23 protein-coding genes are annotated in these 24,948 nt (G+C 60.3%); 12 read left to right on the top strand and 11 right to left on the bottom strand.

The features are described 5' to 3' along the window. Window positions 1-29 precede the first annotated feature (29 nt). Both oadA and H043_RS0100970 read right to left on the bottom strand, forming a co-directional pair. On the bottom strand, window positions 30-1,838 hold the full coding sequence (oadA, locus tag H043_RS0100975; RefSeq protein WP_007962245.1) for a sodium-extruding oxaloacetate decarboxylase subunit alpha: 1,809 nt from the start codon (window positions 1,836-1,838) through the stop codon (window positions 30-32). 11 nt (window positions 1,839-1,849) lie between these two features. Further along, a complete protein-coding gene (locus tag H043_RS0100970) occupies window positions 1,850-3,265 on the bottom strand; it encodes an acetyl-CoA carboxylase biotin carboxylase subunit (protein WP_027610345.1) in 1,416 nt (471 codons plus the stop codon). Window positions 3,266-3,455: 190 nt separating this feature from the next. On the opposite strand from H043_RS0100970, the gene H043_RS0100965 reads away from it, so the two are divergent. Then, the gene (locus H043_RS0100965; RefSeq protein WP_027610344.1) at window positions 3,456-4,418 is read left to right on the top strand and encodes a LysR family transcriptional regulator; all 963 of its coding nucleotides are present in this window, start codon (window positions 3,456-3,458) and stop codon (window positions 4,416-4,418) included. Here H043_RS0100965 and H043_RS0100960 read toward each other — a convergent pair. The 3 genes from H043_RS0100960 to H043_RS0100950 form a co-directional block, all read right to left on the bottom strand. Continuing rightward, window positions 4,360-4,572: a PA3496 family putative envelope integrity protein gene (locus H043_RS0100960; protein WP_027610343.1), complete on the bottom strand. Its 213-nt coding sequence runs from the start codon at window positions 4,570-4,572 to the stop codon at window positions 4,360-4,362. The genes H043_RS0100965 and H043_RS0100960 overlap by 59 nt on opposite strands. A gap of 238 nt (window positions 4,573-4,810) precedes the next feature. Beyond that, complete coding sequence (gene hexR, locus H043_RS0100955) at window positions 4,811-5,677, bottom strand: transcriptional regulator HexR (protein WP_007962240.1); 867 nt, start codon at window positions 5,675-5,677, stop codon at window positions 4,811-4,813. Window positions 5,678-5,804: 127 nt separating this feature from the next. Beyond that, entirely contained in the window at window positions 5,805-8,735 is a 2,931-nt protein-coding gene (locus tag H043_RS0100950; protein WP_177325595.1) for a GGDEF domain-containing phosphodiesterase, read from the bottom strand. A gap of 201 nt (window positions 8,736-8,936) precedes the next feature. Here H043_RS0100950 and uvrD point away from each other — a divergent pair, with 201 nt between their 5' ends. The 4 genes from uvrD to H043_RS0100930 all read left to right on the top strand — a co-directional run bounded on the left by uvrD (window position 8,937) and on the right by H043_RS0100930 (window position 13,298). Next, on the top strand, window positions 8,937-11,120 hold the full coding sequence (uvrD, locus tag H043_RS0100945; RefSeq protein WP_027610341.1) for a DNA helicase II: 2,184 nt from the start codon (window positions 8,937-8,939) through the stop codon (window positions 11,118-11,120). A 141-nt stretch (window positions 11,121-11,261) separates the two neighbouring features. Beyond that, entirely contained in the window at window positions 11,262-11,702 is a 441-nt protein-coding gene (locus tag H043_RS0100940; RefSeq protein WP_027610340.1) for an EamA family transporter, read from the top strand. 176 nt (window positions 11,703-11,878) lie between these two features. Beyond that, a complete protein-coding gene (locus H043_RS0100935) occupies window positions 11,879-12,754 on the top strand; it encodes a Tim44 domain-containing protein (protein ID WP_027610339.1) in 876 nt (291 codons plus the stop codon). A gap of 136 nt (window positions 12,755-12,890) precedes the next feature. Then, entirely contained in the window at window positions 12,891-13,298 is a 408-nt protein-coding gene (locus H043_RS0100930) for an SMI1/KNR4 family protein (RefSeq protein WP_024164487.1), read from the top strand. 21 nt (window positions 13,299-13,319) lie between these two features. Here the strand turns inward: H043_RS0100930 and H043_RS0100925 are convergent, their stop codons facing one another. After that, window positions 13,320-15,083 (bottom strand): cation:proton antiporter, encoded by a 1,764-nt coding sequence (locus H043_RS0100925; RefSeq protein ID WP_027610338.1) that lies wholly within the window; start codon window positions 15,081-15,083, stop codon window positions 13,320-13,322. Window positions 15,084-15,365: 282 nt separating this feature from the next. Here H043_RS0100925 and H043_RS0100920 point away from each other — a divergent pair, with 282 nt between their 5' ends. Then, a complete protein-coding gene (locus tag H043_RS0100920; RefSeq protein ID WP_003229693.1) occupies window positions 15,366-15,848 on the top strand; it encodes an acyl-CoA thioesterase in 483 nt (160 codons plus the stop codon). A 135-nt stretch (window positions 15,849-15,983) separates the two neighbouring features. On the opposite strand, the gene pdxY is transcribed toward H043_RS0100920, so the two are convergent. Continuing rightward, window positions 15,984-16,856, bottom strand: coding sequence for a pyridoxal kinase PdxY (gene pdxY / locus H043_RS0100915; protein WP_027610337.1), 873 nt, complete (start codon window positions 16,854-16,856; stop codon window positions 15,984-15,986). A 117-nt stretch (window positions 16,857-16,973) separates the two neighbouring features. Here pdxY and H043_RS0100910 point away from each other — a divergent pair, with 117 nt between their 5' ends. Beyond that, the gene (locus tag H043_RS0100910; RefSeq protein ID WP_025112628.1) at window positions 16,974-17,387 is read left to right on the top strand and encodes a DUF3301 domain-containing protein; all 414 of its coding nucleotides are present in this window, start codon (window positions 16,974-16,976) and stop codon (window positions 17,385-17,387) included. Window position 17,388: 1 nt separating this feature from the next. Here H043_RS0100910 and H043_RS0100905 read toward each other — a convergent pair whose 3' ends face one another. Next, window positions 17,389-18,360 carry a GTP-binding protein gene (locus H043_RS0100905; protein ID WP_027610336.1) on the bottom strand — a complete coding sequence of 324 codons (972 nt, stop codon included), beginning with the start codon at window positions 18,358-18,360 and terminating at the stop codon, window positions 17,389-17,391. 28 nt (window positions 18,361-18,388) lie between these two features. On the opposite strand from H043_RS0100905, the gene H043_RS0100900 reads away from it, so the two are divergent. Further along, window positions 18,389-18,745 (top strand): hypothetical protein, encoded by a 357-nt coding sequence (locus H043_RS0100900; RefSeq protein WP_027610335.1) that lies wholly within the window; start codon window positions 18,389-18,391, stop codon window positions 18,743-18,745. Window positions 18,746-18,749: 4 nt separating this feature from the next. Here H043_RS0100900 and H043_RS0100895 read toward each other — a convergent pair whose 3' ends face one another. Together H043_RS0100895 and zigA are read right to left on the bottom strand one after the other, a co-directional pair. Further along, the gene (locus H043_RS0100895; protein ID WP_027610334.1) at window positions 18,750-19,400 is read right to left on the bottom strand and encodes a DUF1826 domain-containing protein; all 651 of its coding nucleotides are present in this window, start codon (window positions 19,398-19,400) and stop codon (window positions 18,750-18,752) included. Continuing rightward, entirely contained in the window at window positions 19,400-20,605 is a 1,206-nt protein-coding gene (gene zigA / locus H043_RS0100890; RefSeq protein WP_027610333.1) for a zinc metallochaperone GTPase ZigA, read from the bottom strand. The genes H043_RS0100895 and zigA overlap by 1 nt, the downstream gene beginning before the upstream one ends. A gap of 244 nt (window positions 20,606-20,849) precedes the next feature. On the opposite strand from zigA, the gene H043_RS0100885 reads away from it, so the two are divergent. Continuing rightward, window positions 20,850-21,227, top strand: a complete 378-nt coding sequence (locus tag H043_RS0100885; RefSeq protein ID WP_027610332.1) for a hypothetical protein — start codon at window positions 20,850-20,852, stop codon at window positions 21,225-21,227. Here the strand turns inward: H043_RS0100885 and H043_RS0100880 are convergent. Continuing rightward, entirely contained in the window at window positions 21,224-22,426 is a 1,203-nt protein-coding gene (locus H043_RS0100880; RefSeq protein WP_027610331.1) for an N-acetylmuramoyl-L-alanine amidase, read from the bottom strand. The genes H043_RS0100885 and H043_RS0100880 overlap by 4 nt on opposite strands. 84 nt (window positions 22,427-22,510) lie before the next feature. Here H043_RS0100880 and folE2 point away from each other — a divergent pair, with 84 nt between their 5' ends. The 3 genes from folE2 to H043_RS0100865 are packed head-to-tail and all read left to right on the top strand — an operon-like array spanning window position 22,511 to window position 24,938. Further along, the gene (gene folE2 / locus H043_RS0100875) at window positions 22,511-23,407 is read left to right on the top strand and encodes a GTP cyclohydrolase FolE2 (protein ID WP_027610330.1); all 897 of its coding nucleotides are present in this window, start codon (window positions 22,511-22,513) and stop codon (window positions 23,405-23,407) included. Continuing rightward, window positions 23,404-24,072 (top strand): metal ABC transporter ATP-binding protein, encoded by a 669-nt coding sequence (locus H043_RS0100870; RefSeq protein WP_027610329.1) that lies wholly within the window; start codon window positions 23,404-23,406, stop codon window positions 24,070-24,072. The genes folE2 and H043_RS0100870 overlap by 4 nt, the downstream gene beginning before the upstream one ends. After that, window positions 24,072-24,938: a metal ABC transporter permease gene (locus tag H043_RS0100865; protein ID WP_027610328.1), complete on the top strand. Its 867-nt coding sequence runs from the start codon at window positions 24,072-24,074 to the stop codon at window positions 24,936-24,938. The genes H043_RS0100870 and H043_RS0100865 overlap by 1 nt, the downstream gene beginning before the upstream one ends. The last annotated feature ends 10 nt before the right edge of the window (window positions 24,939-24,948 follow it).

Genomic DNA, 24,948 nt, shown 5'->3' with positions numbered 1-24,948 from the left:
GTTTAAAACGTTGAATCGCGGCAGTTATCTCAGCCTTCGATCTCGATCAGGATTTCGCCAGGATTCACCCGGTCGCCCTTGGCCACATGGATGGCGGTGACCTTGCCGGCAATCGCTGCCTGAACTTCGGTTTCCATCTTCATCGCTTCGGTGATCAGCACCGCCTGACCGGCCTTGACGGTGTCGCCTTCCTTGACCAGCACATCGACGATGTTGCCCGGCATGGTGGTGCTGACGTGGCCCGGTGCCGATGCTTGTTTGCGTTTGCTGCTGCCACCGCCGACAAATTCGTTGAGCGGTTCGAACACCACTTCTTCCGGCATGCCGTCGATGGACAGGTAGAAGTGACGCTTGCCTTCGGCCTTCACGCCGACACCGGTGATGTCGACGCGGTAGGTTTCGCCGTGGACGTCGATGACAAACTCGGTCGGTACGCCTTCGCCACCGGCCTTCGCCACACCGCCGGCCTCAGGGATCGGCAACAGCACTTCCGGAACGAGGGTGCCGGCGGCACGCTCTTCGAGGAATTTGCGGCCGATGTCCGGGAACATGGCGAAAGTCAGCACGTCTTCTTCAGACTTGGCCAGTGCGCCAATGTCGGCACGCAGCTTGGTCATCTCCGGCTTGAGCAGATCGGCCGGACGTACGTCGATCACCTCTTCGCTGCCGATGGCCTGACGACGCAGTTTTTCGTTAACCACGCCCGGCGCCTTGCCGTAACCGCCCTGCAGGTACAGCTTCACTTCGTTGGTGATGGTCTTGTAACGCTCGCCGGCCAGCACGTTGAAGAACGCCTGGGTACCAACGATCTGCGAAGTCGGAGTCACCAGCGGCGGGAAACCAAGGTCTTCACGCACCCGCGGGATTTCCGCCAGCACTTCGGCCATGCGGTTCAGTGCGCCCTGCTCTTTCAGCTGGTTGGCGAGGTTGGAGATCATCCCGCCGGGTACCTGGTTGACTTGCACACGGGTATCGACGGCGGTGAACTCGCTTTCGAACTGGTGGTACTTCTTGCGCACGGCGTAGAAGTACAGACCGATTTCCTGCAGCAGCTCCAGGTTCAGACCGGTGTCGTACTCGGTGCCCTTGAGCGCTGCGACCATCGATTCGGTGCCTGGATGGCTGGTGCCCGAGGCGAAGCTGGAGATCGCGGTATCAATGTGATCGGCACCGTTTTCGATGGCTTTCAATTGGCACATCGCCGCCAGACCCGCCGTGTCATGCGAGTGGATGAACACTGGCAGCGACTGCTCGGCTTTCAGTGCGCGAACCAGTTCGCCGGTGGCGTACGGTGTCAGCAGACCGGCCATGTCCTTGATCGCCACCGAGTCGCAACCCATGGCTTCCATCTGCTTGGCTTGCGCCACAAACGCGTCGATGGTGTGCACCGGGCTGGTGGTATAGGCGATGGTGCCCTGAGCGTGTTTGCCGGCAGCCTTCACCGCTTCGATCGCTACGCGCAGGTTACGCACGTCGTTCATTGCGTCGAAGATGCGGAACACGTCGATGCCGTTGACCGCTGCCTTGGCAACGAAAGCTTTGACCACGTCGTCGCTGTAGTGGCGGTAGCCCAGCAGGTTCTGCCCGCGCAGAAGCATTTGCAGACGGGTGTTGGGCAGCGCGGCGCGCAGTTGGCGCAGACGCTCCCACGGGTCTTCTTTCAGAAAGCGCACGCAGGCGTCGAACGTCGCACCGCCCCAGCACTCCAGCGACCAGTAGCCGACCTTATCGAGCTTGTCGCAGATCGGCAGCATGTCTTCAGTGCGCATGCGGGTGGCGAGCAGCGATTGGTGAGCGTCGCGCAGGATGGTGTCGGTTACGAAAATTTTCTTGGACATTGTTGTATTCCTCACAGGCCTGCGTGGGCGGCGATGGCGGCGGCGATGGCCAGGGCCAGCTCTTCGGGTTTGCGCTTGATCGAGTAGTTGGTCAGTTCAGGGTGGCTTTCAACGAAGCTGGTATTGAACTGGCCGCTACGGAATTCCGGATTGCGCAGGATTTCCTGGTAGTACGCGGCGGTGGTTTTCACGCCTTGCAGGCGCATGTCGTCGAGGGCGCGCAGGCCCCGGTCCATCGCCTCTTCCCAGGTCAGCGCCCAGACCACCAGTTTCAGGCACATCGAGTCGTAGAACGGCGGAATGGTGTAGCCGGTGTAGATCGCCGTGTCGGTGCGCACGCCCGGGCCGCCAGGGGCGTAGTAACGAGTGATCTTGCCGAAGCTCGGCAGGAAGTTGTTTTTCGGGTCTTCGGCGTTGATGCGGAACTGCAACGCGAAACCACGATGCTGAATGTCTTCCTGCTTCACCGACAGCGGCAGGCCGGAGGCGATGCGGATCTGTTCGCGGACGATATCGATCCCGGTGATTTCTTCGGTGATGGTGTGTTCCACCTGCACCCGGGTGTTCATCTCCATGAAGTACACTTCGCCCTCGGCGAGCAGGAACTCCACGGTGCCGGCATTCTCGTAGCCCACAGCCTTGGCCGCACGCACCGACAGGTCGCCGATGTAGGCGCGCTGTTCCGGGGTCAGTTGCGGGCTCGGGGCGATTTCGATGAGCTTCTGGTTGCGGCGCTGGATCGAGCAGTCACGCTCGAACAAGTGCACGACGTTGCCGAAGCTGTCGCCGAGGATCTGCGCTTCGATGTGCTTGGGATTGACGATGCACTTCTCCAGGAACACTTCCGCCGAACCGAAAGCCTTGGTCGCTTCGGAGATCACCCGAGGGAAGTTCTGTTCGAGTTCTTCGCGGCTGTTGCAGCGACGAATGCCGCGCCCGCCACCACCGGAGGTGGCCTTGAGCATCACCGGGTAACCGATGCGGTCGCCCTCGGTCAGGGCTTCTTCGATACCCGACACGTTGCCTTCGGTGCCCGGGGTGACCGGCACACCGGCCTTGATCATGCTGCGCCGGGCTTCGGTCTTGTCGCCCATGCGGCGAATGACTTCTGCCGACGGGCCGATGAATTTGATCCCGCGTTCGGCGCAGATGTCTGCCAACTCGGCATTTTCCGAGAGAAAGCCGTAACCGGGGTGCAATGCATCGCAACCGGTTTCCACCGCCAGGTTCACCAGCTTGCGCGGGTTGAGGTAGCCGGCCAGTGGCTCGGCACCGATGCTGTGGGCTTCGTCCGCACGCTTCACATGCAAGGCATGCCGGTCGGCGTCGGAAAAAATCGCAACCGAGCGAATGCCCATCTCGGCGCAGGCCCGCACGATTCGTACGGCAATCTCACCACGGTTGGCGATCAGGATCTTTTTTATCACTTGGAAATTCCCTTGAGCCGGTGGCACCACGACCTGCTAGACCCAGGTCGACGCGTGACTAAATGTTTCAATTTAGTCGCAGCCCCACACTAGCCCTCACAAGGGATTAACAAAAATGAATAAAAATTGGGTCAGGCATAAGCAAAGACTTATAGTTAAACCATCAGCCTGCCGTCAGAGCCCATAAAAAATGCGTAAGTCCTTGATGCGTATGACATTACGACAATTGCAGATTTTCAACGAAGTGTGTGATTTACGTTCCTACAGCCGCGCAGCCGATGAAATGTCTCTGACACAACCGGCCGTCAGCCTACAGATTCGTCAGCTGGAAGAGCTGATCGGGCAACCATTATTCGATTATGTCGGCAAAAAACTCTACATGACCGAGGCCGCCGAAGCCCTGCAGCGTGCCAGCCGGGACATCTTCGGGCGCCTGGAAAACCTCGACATGCAGCTGTCGGACATGCAGGGCTCGCTGCAGGGCCAGTTGAAACTGGCCGTGGAATCCAGCGCCAAATACTTCGTGCCGCACCTGTTCGCCGCGTTCAAGCGCCAGCATCCGGAAGTGAACCTGCAACTGACCGTGGTCAACCGCGGTCAGGTGATCCGCCGCCTCTCCGACAACCGCGATGATCTGGTGATCATGTCGATGGTGCCGCAGGACATGGGCCTGGAGTTCCTGCCGTTTCTCAATAATCCGATTGTCGCTGTCGCGCGTCCGGACCATCCGTTGGCACACATGGGGCCGCTGCGCCTGCAGGATCTTGAGCCTTACACACTGCTGATCCGCGAACCCGGTTCGGGCACGCGACTGGCCTGTGAAGAGTATTTCAAGGAGAAACGCGTGCACTTCACCCAGACTCAGGAAGTGGCCTCGGCCGAAGCCCAGCGCGAATGCGTGGTGGCGGGTCTGGGCCTGGCGCTGTTGACGCGCCACGCCCTAAACCTGGAGCTGGCGACCGGCGGCTTGGTCGAGCTGCCGGTCGAAGAGTTGCCGCTGTTTCGCAGCTGGTGCCTGGTGCAAGCCAAGGCCAAACGCCTGTCACCGGTGGCGCACGCCTTCCTGGCGTTTATCCGCAGCGAACGGGTGCAGATCAGCGCGCTGGTTGAACGCTTCGACGGGAAGCTGCGGGCGCTGCCTGCCAGTAGTTGAGTTCGATGTCCTCGGGAAAATCGCTGATTTCGCTTTGAAGCTGACGAAGTTCAAAGCGATCTTCGATCGCGCGACGGAACTCCATGCGGCGCTGGTCTTCCTGCTGACGACGGGTTTTCGCGGCGCTGTTGCGTTCTTCGTAGGGCTGAGCCATTTCGAGTCTCCCAAGGCGAGTACGGGAGTTTCACGATAGGCGGGACGGATGACGGTTTGGCTGCGCGGGGATGACAGTGCGATGAAACTTTTGAAAAGTGCGGTGCTATTGAGGACGCCTTCGCGAGCAGGCTCGCTCCCACAGTGGATCTTCTGTGAGCACAAATTTTGTGTCACACCGAGATCAAATGTGGGAGCGAGCCTGCTCGCGATTAAGGTCGGAACGACCTTAGATGACTTCAGTCATCCAGGGCTTTCACGGCCTTGGGGGATAGCCGCAAGCTGCGCAGGCTGCGCTTCACGCTCTTCAGGTGGTTGACCAGGCTCGGCCCGCGCGCCATGGCCACGCCCATCGCCAGCACGTCGATTACCACCAGATGCGCGATTCGCGAGGTCAGTGGCGTATAAATCTCGGTGTCTTCGTGCACATCGATCGCCAGGTTGACGGTCGACAGCTCAGCCAGCGGTGTCTGGCTCGGGCACAAGGTGATCAGCGACGCGCCGCTCTCGCGCACCAGGTTGGCGGTGATCAGCAGATCCTTGGAGCGCCCGGACTGGGAAATGCAGATCGCCACATCGGTCGGCTTCAACGTCACCGCCGACATCGCCTGCATGTGCGGGTCGGAATACGCCGCCGCCGTCAGCAGCAGACGGAAGAACTTGTGCTGCGCATCCGCCGCCACCGCGCCTGACGCACCAAAGCCATAGAACTCGACACGCTGCGCCTGGGACATCAACGTCACCGCACGCTGCAATTCCACCGGATCGAGCTTCTCGCGAACCTCCATCAGAGTGTGCAGGGTAGTGTCGAAAATTTTCAGGCTGTAGTCGGCGACCGAGTCGTCCTCATGGATCGCGAACTGACCGAAGCTGGCACCAGCGGCCAGGCTTTGCGCCAGTTTCAGCTTGAGATCCTGAAACCCGGAGCAGCCAATGGCCCGGCAGAAACGCACAATGGTCGGCTCGCTGATGCCGACGCTGTGGGCCAGGTCGGCCATGGAACTGTGCATCACCGCCGCAGGGTCAAGCAGCACGTGGTCGGCGACCTTGAGCTCCGACTTGCGTAACAGGTGACGTGACTGGGCGATGTGTTGCAGCAGATTCAAGGGGCTGGACTCTTCTTATGGGCAAGGATGTAGCACGCTTGTAGTTATACTACATGAATTGGCTTTTTGCCTGCTCAATGCGTAACTCCATGTCCCCATATCAGGCGCGATGGAGTGCATGTAGCCCTTAAAGCGGATTTCCCTGTTCGCGTAAAAGCCCAGCCAGACGCTCAGCCTCCACTGGGCGACTGATCAGATAGCCCTGCACTTCGTCGCAGCGTTCAGCACGTAAAAATTCCAGCTGCTCTTGCCGCTCGACACCTTCTGCCACCACTTTCAATGACAGCCCGTGAGCCATGGCGATGATTGCCCGGGTAATCGCCGCATCCTCACTGCCCTGCCCCAGCCCGCGAATGAACGCCTGATCGATCTTCACGTAATCCACCGGAATCCGCTTGAGATAACTCAGCGACGAATAGCCGGTGCCGAAGTCATCGATTGCCAGCTTCACCCCCAGATCGCGCAACTGCTGGAAGGTCGCGATGATGTGTTCGACGCTGTCGAGCAGTTGGCTCTCGGTGAGTTCCAGTTCGAGGTAGTGCGGCGCCAGCCCGGTTTCTTCCAGCACCTGGCGCACCAGACTGACCAGTTTGCCTTGGCGCAACTGATGCACCGACAGGTTCACCGATACCCGAATCGGCTCCAGCCCCTGACGCTGCCACTCGCACGCCTGCCAGCAGGCCTGGCGCAGCACAAATTCGCCGATCGGGCCGATCAGTCCGGTTTCCTCGGCCAAACCAATAAAATCCCCCGGCGGTACCCGGCCCATGCCTGGATGATCCCAGCGCACCAGCGCTTCCGCCGCATTCAGACGCCCGGTCTGCAGGCACAGTTTTGGCTGATAGAACACCTTGAGCTGTTTGTCTTCGATGGCTTTGCGCAGCTGGTTTTCCAGTTGCAGGCGCTCAAGGGTGCTGGCCTGCAGGCTATCGGTGTAAAACTGGAAATTGTTGCCGCCTAGATGCTTGGCGTGTTGCATGGCCATGTTCGACTGACTGACCAGCGCAGAGATTTCCCGGGCGTTGTCCGGCAGCATGCTGATGCCCATCGAGGCACTGACCACCAGTTCATGCCCTTCGACCGTCAGCGGCAGACGCAGCTTGCTCGACAGCCGCGTCGCGACCCGCGCCAGGCTCGACAGGTTGCCGTAGGCATCGAACAGCACGGCAAATTCATCACCGGACAGTCGGGCAATGGTGTCGGCCTCCGGCAAGGCGTTGACCAGGCGTCGAGCCATTTTCTGCAACAGCTGATCCGCCACCTCGTGGCCGAGGCTGTCGTTGAGCAGCTTGAAGCGATCGAGATTGATGTGCAGCAGCGCCAGACTGCGGCGCCCGCCCTGACGCACGCGCTGATGGGCTTCGTGCAGGCGTTCGCGGAACAGAGAGCGGTTGGCCAGCCCGGTCAGCTCATCGTAGTGCGTCAGGAAGCGCATGCGCTCCTCGGATTCGCGCCGCGCCGATAGATCGGCGAAGAAGCCGACGATATGGCTGACATTTCCTCGACTGTCGCGCACCGCGTTGAGTTGCAGCCACTGCGGATACAGCTCGCCGTTCTTGCGGGTTTCCACCAGTTCGCCCTGCCAACTGCCGTGCTGCTCCAACGCGTGGCGGATCGAAACGTAATGCCGGCGGGCGTCGCGGCTGCACGGCAGCTCGACGACATTGCGCCCGAGCATGTCTTCGATGTCATAACCGGTGACGCGGCTGAACGCCTGATTGATCGCGATCAAGGCGTAGTTCGGATCAAGAATGACGATGCCTTCGCTGGCCGCTTCGAATACCGTGGCCGCCAGTCGCTGCTGTTCTTCGAGGCTTTTGCTCACGCTGATGTCGCGCCGGGTGCCGACCATGCGGATCACCCGGCCAGCGTCGCTGCGCTCCACGGCGCGACCGCGATCCTCGATCCACACCCAATGACCGTCGCCGTGACGTACGCGGTATTCGATCTGATAGTCCTCGGTGCGCCCTTTCAGGTGTTCGATCAGCGCCTGCTTGAGCCCTGGCACATCCTCCGGGTGCAGGCGTGGCTTGAGGTCGCGCAAGATCGCCGTGACGTACTCCGGCGCGAGGCCGAACAGCTCCTGAATCTGCGTGTGGTGGACTTCGTCGGTTTGCAGGTTCCAGTCCCACAGCCCCAGTTCACTGGCCTTCAACGCCAGGGCCAGACGGGCTTCGCTTTTGCTCAACGCCTGATTGGCCACGTCCAGTTCGCGACTGCGCTGGGCCACGCGATCTTCCAGCTCGATCTGTGCTTCACGCAATTGGCCCTCGGCACAGCGCCGCTGTTCGATCTCCTTGGCCAGCGCCTGATTGAGCTGCTCGCTGCGGTTCTGCGCTTGCTGCAGGTGTTCGATCAAGTGCTGATTCTGAAAGCGTCGCAGCAAGCCGCGATCAATCAGCCGATTGACCTGCCAGGCGACCACGCTTAGCGAACCGAGCAGAATCAACCCGAGCCAGCCCCAACCGCGCGCTTGCTCATCACCGCCCCAGAACAGGTAACCGATCGCCGGCAGCAGGCACGGCAAGGTAAAGGACAGAAACGCCGGCAGGCTGACGGCGTAGGCAACGCTGGCCGATAACGTCGCGGCACCGATCAGGCCGAACACCCAGGCTTGCTGCATGAAGTTGTCGGCGGGCACCAGGGCGATGCCGGCACCGGCCAGGGTCAGACCGGTCATGGTCGAGCCGAGCAGGAACATGCGAAACCAGATCGGCTGAGCCTGACGGTCCGGGATCGCCGAATCGAACGCCGCGACCTGAATCACCCGCAGTGCCACCAGCGACAACAACCAGACCAGCCAGATGCTGACCACGAAATAGCGCTGCGGGCTCCAGAGCAAAGCGGCGCAGACCAGACCATTGAGTAACATGAACATCGTCGGCAGCAGCGAGCCCTGATACAGCAGGCGCGTGCGTTCGACCGCCATTTCGACGGCGTAATGCTTGCGGATGACCCGGGGTTCCACAGAGGGGCCCGACAGGTCTGAGCTGAGGGTCTTGTGCAATGTTGTTGTTCTTATAAGAGTGAGCATGGGCCCGAAACGTGGACGGAGCATACACAAGCCAACCCCGTTGCCAAACTGCTCCAGATCATAATTTGCCGGAAACTTTCCGCCGTCCGATCACCGGCAAAACCCGCAGAGTGAGGCGGGCCGAAGCCTGTAGCCAGTGACCGACCGGTCGTCATCGGCGGCACTTTCATCGGCTAATGCAAAGCTCGGTTTGCCCGGGCCTGCGGCGCACCCTAGAATGCCCCGATGCGCGATGATCTCTCCCTTCTGCTGAACTCCCTCAACGATGCCCAACGCCAGGCCGTAGCAGCCCCCGTTGGCCGTCAGTTGGTCCTGGCCGGTGCCGGTTCCGGTAAAACCCGAGTGCTGGTGCACCGTATCGCCTGGTTGATCCAGGTCGAAAACGCCTCGCCCCACTCCATTCTGTCGGTGACCTTCACCAACAAGGCCGCTGCCGAGATGCGTCATCGCATCGAACAGTTGCTGGGTATCAACCCGGCCGGCATGTGGGTCGGCACCTTCCACGGCCTGGCGCACCGCTTGCTGCGGGCGCACTGGCAGGAAGCCGGTTTGAGCCAGACGTTCCAGATTCTCGACAGCGACGACCAGCAGCGGCTGGTCAAGCGGGTGATCCGCGAGCTGGGGCTGGACGAACAACGCTGGCCGGCCCGTCAGGCCCAGTGGTTCATCAACGGGCAGAAAGACGAAGGTCTGCGTCCGCAACACATTCAGGCCAGCGGCGACTTGTACCTGGCGACCATGCGCGGCATTTACGAAGCTTACGAGGCGGCCTGCCAGCGCGCCGGCGTCATCGACTTCTCCGAACTGCTGCTGCGCGCCCTCGACCTGTGGCGCGATCACCCGGGCCTGCTGGCGCACTATCAGAAGCGCTTCCGTCATATCCTCGTCGACGAGTTCCAGGACACCAACGCCGTGCAGTACGCCTGGTTGCGCCTGCTCGGCAAGGGCGGCGACAGCCTGATGGTGGTCGGCGACGACGACCAGTCGATCTACGGCTGGCGCGGGGCGAAAATCGAGAACATTCATCAGTACTCGTCCGACTTCCCGGATTCGGTGACCATTCGTCTGGAGCAGAACTACCGCTCCACCGCCGGCATCCTCAAGGCGGCCAACGCCTTGATCGCCAACAACACCGGGCGCCTCGGCAAAGAACTGTGGACCGACGGCGGCGACGGTGAAGCAATCAACCTGTATGCCGCGTTCAACGAACACGACGAAGCACGCTACGTTGTCGAAACCATCGAAAGCGCGCTGAAAACCGGCTTGGCCCGTAGCGATATCGCAATTCTCTACCGCTCCAACGCCCAATCGCGCGTTCTCGAAGAAGCCTTGCTGCGCGAACGCATTCCGTACCGCATCTATGGCGGCCAGCGCTTCTTCGAACGCGCGGAAATCAAGAACGCCATGGCCTACCTGCGTTTACTTGAAGGCCGTGGCAACGACGCCGCACTGGAGCGGGTGATCAACGTCCCGGCCCGCGGCATTGGCGAAAAAACCGTCGAAGCGATCCGCGACCATGCACGTCACAGCGATGTGTCGATGTGGGAAGCGATGCGCCAACTGGTCGCCAATAAAGGCCTGACCGGTCGCGCTGCCGGCGCCTTGGGTGCGTTTATCGAGCTGATCGAGAACCTTGCCGCCAAGTGCATGGAGATGCCGCTGCACTTGATGACGCAGACCGTCATCGAGCAATCGGGGCTGATCGCCTATCACGAAGCGGAAAAAGGCGAGAAAGGCCAGGCCCGGGTGGAAAACCTTGAGGAACTGGTCAGCGCCGCGCGCAACTTCGAAACCACCGAAGAAGACGAAGAGCTGACGCCACTGGCGGCATTCCTCGGCCACGCGTCGCTGGAAGCCGGCGACACTCAAGCCGACGAGCACGAAGACAGCATTCAGCTGATGACTCTGCACAGCGCCAAAGGCCTGGAATTCCCTTACGTGTTCCTGGTGGGCATGGAAGAAGGCCTGTTCCCGCACAAGATGAGCCTGGAAGAACCGGGTCGTCTGGAAGAAGAGCGCCGCCTGGCCTATGTGGGCATCACCCGTGCCATGCAGAATCTGGTGATGACCTATGCTGAAACCCGGCGCCTGTACGGCAGCGAAACCTACAACAAGGTCTCGCGTTTCGTCCGTGAAGTGCCGAAGGGGCTGATTCAGGAAGTGCGCCTGTCGAACAGTGTCAGCCGACCGTTCGGCGGCAACCAGTCGATGAACGGCAGCAACCTGTTCAGCGGTAGCGAGATCCCGGAAACCGGCTTCAGCCTCGGTCAGACGGTACGACATTCGATCTTCGGCGACGGCGTGATCCTCAACTTCGAAGGTTCCGGCGCGCAGGCGCGGGTGCAGGTGAACTTCAGCGAAGGCAGCAAGTGGCTGATGCTGGGATACGCCAAGCTGGAAGCCATCTGACGCCGGTTTCGCTTTTCTGTGGGAGCGAGCCTGCTCGCGAATGACATCACCGTGGTTGATCTGATAAACCGCAGCGTGGCTTTCGCGAGCAGGCTCGCTCCCACAGGGGTCGGCGTTGGATGATCTAACAAGGATATTTCCATGGGCTCAGGCTTCTTCTCTTCCTGGACATTCTGGGCCCTGCTCTCGGCGACTTTCGCCGCGCTGACAGCGATCTTCGCCAAGATCGGCATCGAAAACGTCAATTCCGACTTCGCCACCCTGCTGCGCACCATCGTGGTCCTGGTCAGCCTGGCCTTGATTCTGTACGCGACGGGCCAATATCAGTCACTGGGATCAATTTCCGCCAAGAGCTACCTTTTCCTGCTGTTATCTGGCCTGGGTACCGGCGCATCGTGGCTGTGCTACTTCCGCGCGCTGAAAGTCGGCCCGGCTTCACTGGTCGCGCCAGTGGACAAGCTCAGCGTGGTACTGGTGGCGGTGCTCGGCGTGATCCTGCTGGGCGAGAAACTCGACCTGCGCCAATGGGGCGGCATCGGCCTGATCACCGCCGGTGTGGTAATGCTGGCGTTGCGTCGATAAGCAGGTTTCCCGCTGAACCTATCCCATTTTCCTACAGACAAAAGTACATGGCCTTATTGCTTCGATGGAGCTGAACCTAAGCTGTCAGGCAAAAGCCCGAAACACTCTCTCGCTAGCCAGTAACACTTCAGCTGTGCAACATGGCGCGCGTGTCTCCACAAACGGGAATTCCCTTTATGAAACGTTTTCTTAGCATCGCCATGGCGTTGTGCATCGGCCTGACGATGAGCCTCGACGCCAACGCCAAGCGCTTTGGTGGTGGCAAAAGCGCCGGCGCTGCGCCGACGCACCAGACCAGCCAGATGGCTCCTTCTTCCCCAGGCATGGGCGGCGCAGCAGCGACCGCTGGTGCAGCCGGCGCTGCCGGTGCCGCGGCCAAGGCTGGCGGCGCTTCTAAATGGCTCGGCCCTCTGGCCGGTATCGCCGCCGGTGGCCTGCTCGCGTCCATGTTCATGGGCGGCGGCTTCCAGGGCATGCAGATCTTCGACATCCTGATCATGGCCGTGATCGCGTTCGTGATCTTCCGCTTCATCGCTGCGCGTCGACGCAAGCAGCAGGAGCACCTGGCTCCGGCCGGCGCGCCGATGCAGCGTGAAGTGTTCGAGCAGAAGCCTGCCGCCATGGGTTCGATCTTCTCTGGTTCGGCCGCGCCGGTTGCCGCTCGTCCAGTGATCAACGCACCGGCCTGGTTCAACGAGCAGAACTTCCTTGCCGCTGCGCGTAGCCACTTCCAGTCGCTGCAGCAGCACTGGGACGCCAACGAAATGGACAAGATTGCTGAGTTCGTGACCCCGCAAATGCTCGACTTCCTCAAGCGTGAGCGTGCGGACCTGGGCGACGGCTTCCAGTCGACCTACATCGACAACTTGCAGGTACAGCTGGACGGCGTGGATGATCGTGCCGACAAGACCATCGCCACCCTGACCTTCAGCGGCGTGTCGAAGACCTCGCGTTTCGATCAGGGCGAAGTGTTCAGCGAAAGCTGGAACATGGAACGTCCACAGGGCGACAACCAGCCTTGGCTGGTGGCCGGTATCCGCCAGAACGGCTGATCCCTCGGCGTTACGCATGCGGTAATAAAAACCCCGGCCTCGGCCGGGGTTTTCTATTTCGCGGTTGCATCTATAGCGAGCTACTGTATAAACCGGCCCATATAAACCGCGCCATTCAAGCAAGAGGATCCCGGACGTGGAAGAAATCATCGAACAACTGCGCGAAGCCAACGAACCCGTACCGGTTCCCCTGGAATTGCCCGACGAAGACCAGCTGGTAGAAATCGAAGAAGAACTCTTCATCAACATCCCGTTCGTCTTCAAAGAGTTTCTGCTGACCGTCAGCGACGTGGTGTACGGCAGCCTCGAGCCGGTGACCGTCACCGACCCGCAATCACACACCTACTTGCCGGATGTCGCGGCCAATGCCTGGGACGCTGGCGTACCGCGCGACCTGATCCCGATCTGCCAGGACGGCGACAACTACTACTGCGTCGAAGAAGACGGCACCGTGGTGCTGTGGTCCGGCGAAGAAGAGCTGATCACCGAAGAGTCCTGGGAATCGGTGTGGCACTGGGCGCGGGACGTCTGGCTGGAAAGCTGATTCGCCAGACGCCCGGGTCGGTCAGTGCCCCGACGACTCCTTGTGGTTGTCGAGGGTTTCCAGCAGGGCCACCTGCATCCGCGTGTGCACGCGGATGAACCAGCGCCAGAGCAGCGCCGCCACGGCGGCCGCGACCACGGCGACCAGCACCAGCAACTTGTTGGTCGGCAGGATACTGGCCGACAAGGCTGCCAACAGCAGGAAGATCACCAGCAGCGAGAGGATCGGGATCACTTCGGAGATCACCCGACGCACTCGCTGCGTGTGACGCCCGGCCATCTCCGGCTTCACGCCCATCTCCGCCAGCAGCATCGACAACGCCTTGAGCTTGCGATACGCCGCAATCAGGAACGGCAGCGACAGCAGCAGCGCCCCGCCCCAGATCAACGCCTTCTGCCAGCTCGGATCAGTGATCCAGTCCTGCATCCACACCGACAACCGTCCGGCGAAGAACGCGCCGCTGAAGAAGATCGCGATCACCAGCGCCAGATTGACCCCGACCTGCAACAGGATCCGCCGGATCATCGCCGCCAGCATCGCGCCCTCGCCTTGCGGCTGAATGCTGCGCAGCCATTCTCCATACATGCCGAATACCCGGCCCAGGCGTTTGGGCACCGCTGCCGAGAGCTTGATCGACAGCGGATCGGCCGCGCGGATCAGATACGGCGTCAGCAGCGTGGTGATCACCGACACCGCCACCGCAACGGGATAGAGAAAGTTGCTGGTGACCTGCAGCGTCATCCCGAGCGCGGCGATGATGAAGGAAAATTCGCCAATCTGTGACAGCCCCATCCCCACACGCAGTGAGGTGCGTCCGTCATTGCCGGCGATAAACGCCCCGAGGCCGCAGGACAACATCTTGCCGAGCACCACCGCCACGGTAATGACTGCAATCGGCCACGCGTATTGCAGCAGGATCATAGGATCGAGCATCAGGCCGATGGCGACGAAGAAGATTGCACTGAACAGGTCGCGAACCGGTTCGATCAGCCGTTCGATCTTCAGCAACTGTCGCGACTCGGCCATGATCGCGCCGATCAGGAAGGCGCCGAGCACCATGCTGTATTCGAGCTTGACCACCAATAGGCAGAAACCGAAACACAAGCCCAGCACGGTAATCAGCAGCATCTCGTTGCTTTCGAATTTGGCGACATACGCCAGCAGACGCGGCACCAGCAGAATGCCGACCACCAGCGCGACGATCATGAACAGCGACAGTTTGCCGACCGTGGAGAACACTTCGCCGGAGCTGACCGTGCCGCTGACGGCGATACTCGACAGTAAGGCGATGATGCCGATGCCGAGGATGTCCTCGACGATCAGTACGCCGAAGATCAGTTGCGCAAAGCGCTCGTTCTTCATCTTCAGGTCGTTGAGCGCCTTGACGATGATGGTGGTTGAGGAGATGGCGAGGATTGCGCCGAGGAACAGCGAGTCCATGGTGTTCCAGTCGAACCAGCGACCGATCTCGTAGCCGATCCAGATCATCAGGACGATTTCGAGGAATGCCGCGATAAACGCCGTGGCGCCAACCTTGAACAACTTGCGCAGGCTGAATTCCAGCCCGAGGCAGAACATCAGGAAGATCACCCCCAGCTCGGCGAGGGTCTTGATGGTTTCTTCGTCGTGGATCAGGCCGAACGGCGGTGTGTGCGGGCCGATGATGAAACCGGCGACGATGTAACCGAGCACCACCGGCTGCTTGAGGCGGTGAAACAGCACGGTGACCACACCTGCGACCAACATGATCACTGCCAGGTCCTGAATAAAGCTGATGGCATGCATGGTGTGGGCTCCTTGTATGACGTGACCCGCCGTCAGACATCAGAAAGGTCTGAGCGAGTTGGGTAAAAATCCGCTTTTCGTGTAGGAATTGCCCTTGGGCAGGGCCTTTTGCAGGTTAACACCGCGACTTCCGGCTGGAAGGCGGTGCAATATAAGGAAACAGATCGGTCGCGGCGTGACGGCAGCCAGTCGTCTGGCGTCCCGATAACGGTGCTTTTGAAAAAGCCACCAGGCACCCGCAGAGGTGCGTCCAGCCATCCAGCCTTGATCCGTGAGAACGTTATGGAACCCGGAAACGCCCAACTGTCGATGACGGTATTGATGACCCCCGACATGGCCAACTTCTCTGGCAATGTCCACGGCGGTACCCTGCTCAAATACCTCGACGAAGTGGCCTACGCCTGTGCGAGCCGCTATGCCGGCCGCTACGTGGTAACGCTGTCGGTGGATCAGGTGATTTTCCGCGAGCCGATCCATGTCGGCGAACTGGTGACCTTCCTCGCGTCGGTCAACTACACCGGCAACACCTCAATGGAAGTCGGCATCAAAGTGGTGACCGAGAACATCCGCGAGCGCTCGGTGCGCCACACCAACAGCTGCTTCTTCACCATGGTTGCGGTGGATGACCAGCGCAAACCGGCCGCCGTGCCGCCGCTGCAACCGCAGAACAGCGAAGACAAGCGTCGTTATATGCAGGCCCAGCAGCGTCGGCAAATTCGCCAGGAGCTGGAAAAGCGTTATCAGGAGATCAAGGGCGACGCCTGATCAGCCCTTTGGAATGATGTCGCTTTACAGATCGCCTTCGCGAGCAAGCCCGCTCCCACATTGAATCGCAGTCCTCCCATGGGAATGCAGTCGAACGTGGGAGCGGGCTTGCTCGCGAATGGACGTAATGCGGTCTTACAGACTGATCGCCGTCGCCTCGAACTTCACCCGCGGATGCGCAATCCGGTCCTGCGCTCGCACCAGTTGCAGCTCGTAACTGGCACACGCCTGGGTTTCCAGCAGCACCTCATGCACCGCCGCTGCGGTGAACTCAAACGCCGCCACCAGACTGTCGCCGAGCAGTACCCGCGCGAGGAACAGCCCAGACGTCAGATCGCCGACACCCACTGGCTGACGCGGAAACGCCAGCAGCGGACGGCGCAGGTGCCAGCTTTCGTCTGCGGTCACCAACAACATCTCGAAACCGTCCGCCGGCTTGCCCGGATAATCCAGATGCTTGACCAGCACCGCTTTCGGCCCACGTGCCAGCAACGCCCGAGCCATCGCCAGGCAATCGAACAGCGACTGCGGCTTGCGCCCGGAGAAGCTGTCCAGCTCCAGTTGGTTCGGGCACATGATGTCCGCCACCGCAGCGGCTTCTTCCAGCAGGAAATCGCTGACTTCGGCCGGCACACTGCAGCCCTTCTCCGGATGACCCATCACCGGGTCGCACAGGTACAACGCCTTCGGATTGACCGACTTGATGCGCTCGACGCCACTGAGAATCGCCCGGCCCTGCGCCGCGCTGCCCAGATAACCGGAAAGCACGGCGTCGCAGTTGCCCAGCTCGCCAATGGCGGCAATGCCTTCGACCAGTTCGGGGATCTGGTGCGGCGCCAGCACTTCACCGGCCCACTGCCCGTACTGGGTGTGATTGGAAAACTGCACGGTGTTGAGCGGCCAGACATTCACCCCGACCCGCTGCATCGGAAACACGGCGGCGCTGTTGCCGGCGTGGCCGAAGACCACATGGGACTGAATGGCGAGCAGATGAGGCGTACGTTTCATTCGGGTTATTCCGTAAAACGATTGAAATTCAAGCCGCGCAGTATGCGACGAAACACAGCCTGTACGACAGACCGGCGACGCAGTTAAGCTGAGCTTATCTTTTGGAGTTTCCTGTTGATGCTGACCCTCGAAAACATCTTCGTGCTGATGCTGTTCGCCGCTGCCGGCGCATGGTTATGGCACAACCACGGCTTGCGCGAGCGGGCGCTGGAGCGGGTCAAGCAGCATTGCATCAACGTCGGCGTCGAACTGCTGGACGGTAACGTCGCGTTGAAAAAAATCGGTTTGATCAAGGATGCCAGCGGGCGGCGGCGCCTGGCCCGGGTCTATAACTTCGAGTTCACCGTGACCGGCGAAACCCGGCACAACGGCACCATTACCCAGTTTGGCGCGCACAGCGCACAGATCGAACTGGCGCCCTACCCGGCGCCGTTCGACGATACGCCGCCGGTGGTCGAAGTTACCCGCCCACGGGCCGAAGTGATCGAACTGAGCCAGTGGCGGCAGGAACACAACAAGTGGAAGCCTTGAGCTAACCCGCCTGCACCCGGCATTGCGTCAGGCTTGACTGCAAAGCATCGATACGTTGTGCATCGGTAAAGATCAGCTCTATACGTGAATCCCGTCGCCACTCACTCGGTTGCCAATCTAGTTCGGCGTTATCCACCGCATTGGCCGACACCCAGCCCTCGGCGCTGTGGATAACCAGTTTGGCCCGCCGCCAGTCCAGGCTCTGCAGCCATTGGCTCAGACGTTGCGTATCGAACGTCTGTCTAGGGTGCCAACGCCAGCCGATGCTCCAACCGCCCTCCTGTGCCTGACTCAGGCAGATCGGCACGGCCGGATCGCTCCAGAGCGCCGGAATCAGTCCCGATCCCTCGGGCACAACAAGGTTATCCACCGCAGCCCCCGCTTGCGCAGCCACACCCGGCAGCTCGCTCAACGGCAGTTGCGCCTGCTGCGTCCAGATCATTTTGACTGCCGGCAAACGCTCGACGATGGTCAGCCGTGCAACCTCATCCAGACTTTCTGCCTTGTTCAGCAACAGCAGGCCGGCGCTGGCCAAAGCCTCCTGCTGAGCGGTCGGCAAGGCTTTCCCGGCGGCCAGCGCCTGGGCATCCAGCACTAACACGCAGGGCTGCAGCGCCAGCACACCCAACCACGGCGCCTCGCCTAACTGCTTGAGCAATTGCGCCGGATGGCCCAGCCCGGACGGCTCGATGAACAGCCGATCCGGCTTGGCCTTGCGTAGCAAACGGCCGAGGCCGATTTGAAACGGCGCACCATTCACGCAACACAGACACCCTCCGGCGACTTCGCCCAGTGCGATACCATCGGCGTCGCGTGTCAGCAACGCGGCATCGAGGCCGATCTGACCGAACTCGTTGATCAGCACCGCCCAGCGTTCACCGTCCGGCCGTTGGGCCATGAGCTGGCGAATCAGGCTGGTCTTGCCAGCGCCCAAAGGGCCGGCGATGACATGGGTAGGAATGTTCTGCAACATGACTGGGCGTTTTCTGAGGGGATTGGACATGCGTTGGATGGGATGGTCGTTGCTGTTGACGCTGCTGTCGAGCGAAGCATGGGCCCAGGCTTGCGTGGTGCACAGCCAGGGCGAGCGGCTCGACGTCAAAGTCTGCCAGCAGAACCGTAATATTCCCGAGAAGCTGTTCAGCGACGGCTTCTGCCAACCGACCCTGGCCGGGCAGAAAGTCGAGGTGCAGTACGTCGATCAATGCCCGAGCGGCGCGTTCGGCGTGTGCAGCAACGCGCAAGTCGCCAATATGCCCTATCGCCAGGATATCCACTATTACGGCGTCGCCTCCGACGCGGCGTATTTGCAGCCGTACTGCGAAGGCCAGAGCCAGGGCAAGTGGCTCAAGCCTTGAGCCGTCAGCCGAGCCAGTCGAGGGTGAGCAGCAGACGTCGCTCACCCGGCGCCGGTTGCGGGGAGCGATGAATCAAGCCATAGCCTTCATTGCCGTGCCACTTCTCGCCTTTCAATAACGCCACGTCACCGCTCTGCAGTTGCTGGATGTTCGCGATGTCCCGTGGTTCGGCGTTTGCCTGGCCCAATTGCTCGCGATCCATCACGCCTTCCTTGAGCCACTGACTGCCGATCCCGCCGTAGGTTGTAATCAAGCGCACCGGCACATGATCGACATGGAAGCGTGGGCACATGGCTTTGTCCAACACCTGCAGGCGCAAACCGATGCGGCGAGCGCCCAGCAGACAGGCGAAGGCACTCACCAGCCATTGCAGGTCCGCGATGAAGCCCTCGTAGCCTTGCAGATCACGGAACCCGGCGGCCAGTCCTTGCAGATCAGGGTCGGCGTCTTCATTCGGCAATTCGATGCACAGCGATTCCGCCAAAGGCTCGTTGAGCGAGAGCAGCAACTCTGCGAAATCGGCGATGTGCAGCGGCAGTTGGCGCTGCCAGACCGCGAGATTGACGTCGTCTTCAAGGATTCGCGTCAGCGTTTTCGGCGTTACCCCCTGATGCTGATGGCGCGCCCGGTTTTGCTGCAGTTTGAGCGCAAGCATCAGGCGGCCTCTTCGTGCCAAGGGCCGAACGGGTCCGGCAGCCTGCGCCAACCATCTGCGCCAATGGCCATTTCTTCATCAGTCAGCAGGCAGGCGTCGAGCTCCGACTTGAGCTGTACGAAGTCGATGTTCTGGCCGATGAATACCAGCTCCTGACGACAATCTCCAACGCTCGGTGTCCAGTTCTCCATGATCGCTGCGGTACTTTCCTGATCCTGCGGCCATTGGTTTTTCGGCACGAAACGCCACCAGCGACCGGCGAAACCATGGCGCATCAAACCACCGGCCTGCGACCAACTGCCCGCGTCGCTGGGTTTGCTGGCGAGCCAGAAGAAGCCTTTGGAGCGCAGCAGTTTGCCGTTCGGCCATGGCCGATCGATGAAGTCGAAAAAGCGCTGCGGATGGAAAGGCCGGCGTGCGCGGTAGGCCGTCGAGGCGATGCCGTATTCCGTGGTTTCCGGCACGTGCTCACCACGCAATTCCTGCAACCAGCCCGGGGCCTGAGCGGCTTTCTCGAAATCGAAACGCCCGGTGTTGAGGATCTTCTCTAGCGGCACCTCGCCCATCACCATCGGGATGATCTCCGCTTGGGCGTTGAGACGCTTGAGGATGGCCATCAGCTCTTCGCGCTCCTGGCGGCTGATGAGGTCGATCTTGCTGATCAGCAGTACATCGGCGAACTCGATTTGTTCGATCAGCAGATCGGTGATCGAGCGTTCATCTTCATCGCCCAGGGTCTCGCCTCGGGACGCGAGGCTCTCGGCAGCCTGATAGTCGAGGAGGAAATTCACACCGTCGACTACCGTGACCATGGTGTCGAGCCGCGCGACATCGGCGAGGCTCTGGCCCTGCTCGTCACGAAAGGTGAACGTTTCGGCGACCGGTAGCGGCTCGGAAATACCGGTAGATTCGATGAGCAAGTAATCGAATCTTCCTTCGCGGGCGAGTTTGCTGACTTCTTCGAGCAGGTCCTCGCGTAACGTACAGCAGATACAACCGTTGCTCATCTCCACCAGTTTTTCTTCCGCACGGTTAAGGCTGACATCGCGCTGGACTTCGCTGCCATCAATGTTGATTTCGCTCATATCGTTAACGATGACCGCAACGCGCAAACCTTCTCGATTACGTAGTACGTAATTCAAAAGTGTACTTTTTCCGGCGCCGAGAAAGCCCGATAGAACGGTCACGGGAAGTGGAGATGACATTGGATAATCCTCATCAGGTTGTGGCCGATGTGCGTTTTGGCGTGTTTTGGCGTGTTTTGGCGTAGCGCACCGCGTTCTTGGGCTTCAAAACAGCGCTTTGGCAGAAGCAGACGCTTGCAATCGGCGAGCTCAGGCTCAATTCAAATTTATGTTATAGTATAACAATATAAATAAGCCAGCCCCGCTCTTGCCCGAACCGATAAAGCGCTGGAAGCTGCACGCAAACTGCCCATCGGATACCGAGATGAAAATTGCCCTGAAATGCTCGCTGCTGAGTCTCGTATTGCTGTCGATGGCCAATGCCTGGGGGAAAACTCCCCCGCCCGCCAACTGCACACGCAGCGCCAATCTGCTGGCCTGCATCGATGCGCAGGGCAATACCTACAGCGTAAACACGGTGGGCAGCACGATTTACCTGCGTGGCTTTGAAAAGGACGGCAATCGCTACTGGGCGCAGACCAACAGTCGCTTCGGACAACTGACGTTCTTCACCGGAATCGCCTCTGACGGCGAAGCCTGGGTTGGCTACACCCATCGCGTCGGCTGGACGACGATCAATCGCTTTTCCAGCTCTGGCGGCAACAGCGCGAAGTTCACCTGCAGCCGGATCACCGGCTGCTAAACCTGCGCTTTTCCCTGCTCCTGCTGCCAGGCGATGTAGCTATCTACTGGCGGATTTTTCTGGAAGTAACGCTGCAGCCCTTCGAATAAACCATCCGCCACGGCCTGCTGATGTCGAGGCGTGACCAGGCGCTGGCTGTCACGGGCGTTGGAAATGAAGCCGGTTTCCACCAGAATCGACGGCACGTCCGGCGACTTCAGCACGGCAAACCCTGCCTGCTCCACGCGCTTCTGATGCAGCGTGGTAATACCCGCCAGACTGCCGAGAACGGTGCTGCCGAGTTGCAAACTGGCGGCAATGGTGGCGTTCATCGACATGTCGAGAATCACGCCGGCGAGCATCGGATCCTTGTCCTTAAGGTTGAGCAGACTGGTCGCGCCCAGCAGATCCGCGCCATTCTCTCGCTGTGCCATGAAGCGTGCAGTTGCTGACGTCGCACCACCTTCAGACAAGCAATATACAGATGCTCCCGACGCGGTAAGACGCGGCGCCGCATCGGCGTGCACCGAAATAAACATGTCGGCCTTGTGCTGACGTGCGATGTCCACACGCTTGCGCAGCGGCACGAAGAAGTCGTCATTGCGCACCAGTTTTACGTCGAAGCCTTTCTCCCTTTTCAGGCGTTTGGCGAGCAACTGAGCGATGGCAAGAACCACATCTTTTTCTCGCTCACCCTTGGCGCCAACCGCACCTGGGTCCTTCCCGCCGTGCCCGGGATCAACCACAACGATGATGTCGCGCTTGGGGTGAGCCTGATTCGAGGGTGTTTCACGTGGAACCATTGCCGGACTTGATGCCTGTTTGGCGTTTACCAGATCAAGCACCAAGCGGTGCCCCTGGCCATCTTGAGGCGCCAAAAGGAAGCTGTTCAATAGCACCGGATGGTTCAGATCGAGAACGATCCGTGTATCACCCTGACCAAAGCGCCCTGATCGAATCGAATGAATAGCTGTATCGGCAAGCGTCAATTGACTGAAATCGCCACTCAAACTCGCCCCGGAAAGGTCGATGATCAAGCGTTCTGGAGCGCTCAGCGAAAAGGTTTTGTAGCGCACCGGACCGCTCAGATCGAACACCAATCTCAGCTTGTCATCCGAACGCCAGAGGCGTGCATTGCGAATTTGCGTCGCCGAAACGGTGAAGGGAAAAGCCAAGGCCGTGCTGGCCAGAAGCAGGTTGAGCAGATGACGTCGGTGCATATGAAAGCCTGTTCATGAAAAAGGCATCGTGATTTGAATTGTTATAATGTAACATCTAATTCAATCAACACGATGGTTCCGAACATGAATTCGCTGACACTTCCGGATATTTCGACTCAAGCCGCTCGGCAGGCGTTACCGCTTGATTGGGTGGGAATGTGCGGCATTGCTCTGCCAGTTGTATTGCAAGGCCAACGTCTGAGCGCAAAAGTAGATGCAGGCGTGAGTCTCGATGATGGCGAAGCGCGCGGCATTCACATGTCGCGGCTATACCTCGCACTGGCGGCACTTGAGCGGCAGGACCTATCACCCTCCTTATTACGGCAGGTTCTCGAGGAATTTCTGGTCAGCCACGATGGTTTATCCAACAGCGCCTACCTGAAAATCCACTGCGAAGTGCTGCTGAAAAGGCCTGCGTTAGTCAGCCCTCTAGCGGGTTGGAAGAGCTACCCAGTGAGCATTTCAGCGAGTCTGAAAAACCAAGTGTTCCACGTGGAACTGAAAATTGATCTGCCCTACTCCTCAACTTGCCCCTGCTCAGCAGCGTTGGCGCGGCAGTTGATTCAGCAGCAATTCATCGATGATTTCGCCAACAAGCCACTGCAACATGCCGAAGTTTTGACCTGGCTTGGATCAAGTCAAGGCATTGTCGCCACCCCGCACAGCCAACGAAGCACCGCGCATCTGCATATGCACCTCGACGAGTTTATCGACGAGCTTCCCCTGAGTGTGATCATCAATGACGCCGAAGCGGCGCTCGGCACCGCCGTGCAAACCGCCGTGAAACGCGCCGACGAACAAGCCTTCGCGTTGGCCAATGGGCAGAATCTGATGTTCTGCGAAGACGCCGCGCGACGACTCAATCTGGCCCTGCGTCGATCTCCCGGCGTCAGTGGCTTCCACCTGCGAGTGATCCACGCCGAAAGCCTGCACGCCCACGACGCGGTCGCCGAAAGCCACTGGCATCGAGAACTCCAATGATCCGTTGCCACACCCTGAGTTGGGGCGCACCCGGCCAACCACTGACTTCGCCACTGACCCTCTCGCTGGAACACGGCAGCCTTGGCGCCATCATCGGCGCCAACGGCTGCGGTAAGAGCAGCCTGTTGAAAGTCATCGCCGGATTGCAGAAGCCGTTATCGGGAAAGGTCGCACTGGGTGTTCCACGCCAGGGCGGCCTGGCATTTCTGCCGCAACAGCAACACCTTGACCGGCAGTTCCCCATCAGTCTCGAAGAACTGGTGGCTGCGGGTTTCTGGGGCCGTCGATTGTCGACGCAACTGCGAGCGCAACGACTCGGTAACGCACTGGAAAACTGGCACTTGAGCGGATTGGAAAAACGTCCGCTGATGGCCCTTTCCGGTGGCGAGTTGCAGCGCGCTCTGCTCGCCCGCTTGAGTCTGACCGACGCCCAATTGCTGCTGCTCGACGAACCCCACGCAGCACTCGATGAACTGGGCCAGCAGTTACTCTGGCAACACATCCATGCCTGGCACTCCGAAGGACGAACACTGCTGATGGTCTGCCACGACCTCGCCGCCGTCCGTCAACACATCCCGCGGACACTGCTGATCAAAAACCGCGAATGCCTGTTCGGCCCCAGTACCGACCTGATCCAGCAAACACCCGATATGCAGGTGGCCTGATGCTCACCGTAGCCCACCTCTGGCAACCGTTCAGCGAGTTCGTGTTCATGCGCCGAGCGCTGCTCGGCGGACTGGTATTGGCCTGTAGCACAGCGCCGCTCGGCGTTTTTCTGATCCTGCGGCGCATGAGCCTGATCGGTGACGCCGTCGCCCACGGCATCCTTCCCGGCGCAGCATTGGGCTTCTGGTTCGCCGGTCTGAGTCTGCCCGCGTTGACCTTCGGTGGTCTGGGCGCCGGCCTGGGCATGGCCGGTCTCGCCGCCTGGATCACCCGTCGCACCGGCCTGCGCGAAGACGCCAGCCTCGCCGCGATCTACCCGATCTCGCTCGCCAGTGGCGTGCTGATTCTTGGCATCGCCGGCAAGCGCCTGGACCTGCTGCACTTGCTGTTCGGCTCGGCACTCGCCGTCGACGGTCCGACCCTTAACGGAATGTTGTGGGTGTCGGGACTGAGTCTGGTCGCCATGGCCTTGATCTACAAACCACTGCTGCTCGATACCCTCGATCCGCTATTCCTGCAAACCGTCAGCCGCCTCGGCCCTCTCGCCCACGGCGTGTTCCTGACCTTGGTGGTGCTCAATCTGGTAATCGGTTTCCAGGCCATCGGCGCCTTGATGGTCGTCGGCCTGATGATGCTGCCCGCCGCCGCTTCACGGTTCTGGAGTCGTCGCCTGCCGAGCCTGGTTGCCATCTCGGCGCTTATCGGCTGCCTCTCGGTGGGATGCGGATTGTTGATCTCGTTCTATTACTCGCTGCCCAGCGGTCCGGCGATCGTGCTGGTCGCGGGTATCGGTTATCTGCTATCCGTGGTGTTCGGGCCGGTGCACGGCATGTTGCACCGCCCGCCTTTGCTCACATCCCAATGAGGTGTTTCCC

Origin of the sequence: Pseudomonas sp. URIL14HWK12:I6, assembly GCF_000514195.1 — a bacterium.
Classification (GTDB): domain Bacteria; phylum Pseudomonadota; class Gammaproteobacteria; order Pseudomonadales; family Pseudomonadaceae; genus Aquipseudomonas; species Aquipseudomonas putida_A.
Note: the sequence above shows the minus strand (reverse complement) of the source record. Positions and strands in the feature narration are given on the sequence as shown.